The sequence below is a fragment of the Nostoc sp. CHAB 5715 genome (assembly GCF_020829685.1).
GTDB lineage: Bacteria > Cyanobacteriota > Cyanobacteriia > Cyanobacteriales > Nostocaceae > Nostoc.
In genome coordinates, this window is the sequence record NZ_JAIVFR010000809.1 from 1 (window position 1) to 3,527 (window position 3,527).

General features: G+C 42.1%; 3 protein-coding genes. 1 reads left to right on the forward strand and 2 read right to left on the reverse strand.

Annotated features, from left to right (window positions below):
- A partial coding sequence (locus LC574_RS31670; protein WP_229457529.1) for a hypothetical protein occupies positions 1–392 on the reverse strand: 392 nt, incomplete at its 3' end.
- Between the two features lie 157 nt (positions 393–549).
- Entirely contained in the window at positions 550–1,599 is a 1,050-nt protein-coding gene (locus tag LC574_RS31675; RefSeq protein ID WP_229457530.1) for a hypothetical protein, read from the reverse strand.
- A 406-nt stretch (positions 1,600–2,005) separates the two neighbouring features.
- Here LC574_RS31675 and LC574_RS31680 point away from each other — a divergent pair.
- Positions 2,006–3,527, forward strand: a 1,522-nt coding sequence (locus tag LC574_RS31680) for an alpha-amylase family glycosyl hydrolase (protein WP_229457531.1), incomplete at its 3' end; no start/stop codon positions are given.

Consider the following 3,527-nt stretch of genomic DNA (forward strand, 5'->3'; position numbering starts at 1 on the left):
TGAAAAGTCAGGTTGAGCGACAGCATTTGCTTGTTGAGCGACAGCATTTGCTTGTTGAGCAACAGCATTTGCTTGTTGAGCAACAGCATTTGCTTGTTGAGCAACAGCATTTGCTTGTTGAGCGACAGCATTTGCTTGTTGAGCAACAGCATTTGCTTGTTGAGCGACAGCATTTGCTTGTTGAGCAACAGCATTTGCTTGTTGAGCAACAGCATTTGCTTGTTGAGCGACAGCATTTGCTTGTTGAGCAACAGCATTTGCTTGTTGAGCGATCGCATTTGCTTGTTGAGCGACAGCATTTGCTTGTTGAGCGACAGCATTTGCTTGTTGAGCGACAGCATTTGCTTGTTGAGCGACAGCATTTGCTTGTTGAGCGACAGCATTTGCTTCAATACGCTTGGGTTAAGAGAATAGTAGGTTGGGTTGAGCGTAAGCGTTACCCAACAAAGTCTCGATAATGTTGGGTTTCGTTCCTCAACCCAACCTACGCTAGCTGGAACTTTAGTTCCAGGCGGGTGAGGAAGCCAACATTTTCCAACCCTTTTTGCGCTAAGTAAACTCTATAGTCTCAACAAACTCTAAAATACTCTCCTTAATATCTTCAGCTTCTTCTTCAACGGAATCGGGAGTTTCGCCGTTAATAAAGCTGTGCTGACTACTAACTATATACAAAAATTCACCACTGATAAAGGTGAGCAGCCCCCGGTAAGCGTCTAATCTGATCGCAGTTCCGTTATTTTCTTGCTTAGAAATCGTCGAACCTTTGGGCATATCAATTAATACATAGTAAGCGCCTCGCAAGGTATTTTCCAGATATTCGGTATACTCCACAGAAGCATCTGGGACATTGGCAAAAATCGCCTGGGGTACATACTTGTCTACTAAAATTGTTTGTAAATATTCTTCTTGTCCAACAGACTCCAGTTCCTCTAACTGTTCGAGAGGGAAAGGATAATAATCGATTCTCAGCAGAGTACCGATGTCATCGGAAAAACCAACGACTCCTTCCTGACTTTGAATTCTACCGCCCTGCTGCGGATCAACGGGAATCGGCACGGTAAAATTACCTAAAGGAGATTGATATGTCTGTTCGCTAAAATCTTCGATGACTACTGTCTCGTCTTCATCGTCTGTATATTCTTCATCTTCTGCTTCTTTAAAGGCTGCAATTACCTCCTTGATGATTTCCTCTGCTTCTTCATCCTCAAGTTCTAAAGCTGCTTGTAGCTTTTTCAGGTAGGCTTGTTTCGGTTTGGGGATGGTTAGTTCATCGTCTAAAAGCACTATCACCCCAGCAGCAAAACCATCCAGCACTAATTCATCTGAGAGAGATACTTTGGCGGTATTAAACAGGGGCCCAATTCCCTCTTCTTCTGCAATGGAGATGAGTCTATCAACTATTTCTGTAATTTCATCTTCTGAGTATTCCTCGAAAACCTCGAATTCCCAGAGGATACCCGCTAAACTTTCTGCATCGACATCTTCAATCAATGAATCAGCGATCGCAGTGACAGTTGCGATCGCCGCCACCGCTTCCTCTGGACTTAGCGATTCCTCTGATGTCTTTGGTGAGTTAAAAACCTTATCATACTTGGTCATAAATGCTACCTGAATTAATTCCTTGATAGTAATAACAGATTGAAAGTGACAATGGTCAGTTTATCAATGGAGCGAATCTTCTAGAGAAAAAGTTGGCTAATACGTGGTTTACTCAATATTGCTCAGGTGTAGCTAATCTCCACCGCTAAGTGAACACGAGCTAGGCTTAATCTAAATATTGTAAATTTTTGTGATCAAGCAATTACCATTAATAACTGCTATATTCCTTTATTTTTATCCTCTAGCAGATGAATTATATCTATCGATAGAATTATAAACTAGCTAACGATAGATACTTACACCGTGCGGCGGATGTCACAATACCAAAGTTTGTAGCAACACACAATACTCGAAACATTGTACTGTTGTCTACAAGTATGAATTATATTAAATTTTGAGTTCTTTTATGGTACAAACCCCTCCATCTCAGTTTTCACCAGATCAATATAAGGTTGATTCTGCACAAGAAAAAGTAGACGCTATTATAGAAACACCACCATCAGAAACTGAGATTGCTTTAGAGTTTCTTTATACTAGAGATATTGAATTTCGTCAGGAAACCATTTACTTTCTTGTGGTCGATCGCTTTTATGATGGCGATCCAGATAACAGCGAAGGTGCAAACTCAGAACTGTACGATCCAACTAGACAAGATTGGGGTAAGTACTGGGGTGGCGACTTGCAAGGTGTCATTGATAAATTAGATTATCTCAAAAACATGGGGGTTACCGCTCTTTGGCTAACTCCACTGTTTGAGCAGGTTGAAGAGTTATTTGTTGGAAATGCCGCGCTACATGGCTATTGGACAAAAGACTTTAAGCGGATTAATCCTCGCTACATTGCTGATGGAGAGAACCCTTCTTTAAACGCTACGCAAGAAGAAAAAAATACGACTTTTGATCGGTTAATTACAGAACTGCACAAGCGGAATATGAAGCTGGTGCTAGATATTGTCTGCAACCATAGCACACCTGATACTAGCGGTAGTAAAGGTGAATTGTATGATGATGGTGTCAAAATTGCTGACTTCAATGATGATGTCAATCATTGGTATCACCACTATGGCGAAGTGGAAAACTGGGAAGACGATTGGCAAGTACAGAACTGTGAACTATCTGGTCTAGCAACCTTCAATGAAAACAATACTGAATATCGTGAGTATATTAAGTCAGCCATTAAACAATGGCTAGACCGGGGTGTGGATGCACTACGGGTGGATACTGTCAAGCACATGCCTATCTGGTTTTGGCAAGAATTCACTGGCGATATGAGCAATCACAAACCAGATATATTTATTTTTGGTGAATGGATTTACAGTAATCCTACTGACGATCGCTCGGTGGAATTTGTTAACCACTCAGGCATGACACTGCTAGACTTTGGGTTGTGCGTGGCAATTCGAGCCGCACTGGCGCAAGGTTCAGAAAATGGATTCCAAACAATCCAATACATTTTTGACCAAGATCATCGCTACAACGGGGCAACAGAGCTAGTTACCTTCATCGATAATCATGATATGTCCCGCTTCCAATCGCTGAACCCCGATCCAGCGATGTTGAAAGTTGCGATCGCCTTAATTATGACCTGTCGCGGTATTCCCTGCATCTATTACGGTACAGAACAATATCTGCATGACGACACCGATGGCGGTAACGATCCGTATAACCGCCCGATGATGGAAAACTGGGATACTGATAGTGAAATTTATCGTTGCATCAGGCTGCTGTCTGGTTTACGGCGACTGAATCCAGCCGTGTCAATGGGTAGCCACTGGCAAAAATACTTAACACCAGATATTTACTGTTATGTGCGCCGTTATCGTGACTCTGTGTCTTTTGTAGCTTTAAACCGAGGAGGAGAAGTTACTTTACCAGAAGTAGAAACAGAATTACCCGATGGAGAACATACTTGCGTGGTGACTCGCAATA

Excerpts from the sequence above, each read along its gene's own strand:
- LC574_RS31675 (WP_229457530.1), bottom strand. The coding sequence starts at position 1,599 with ATGACCAAGTATGATAAGGTTTTTAACTCACCAAAGACATCAGAGGAA.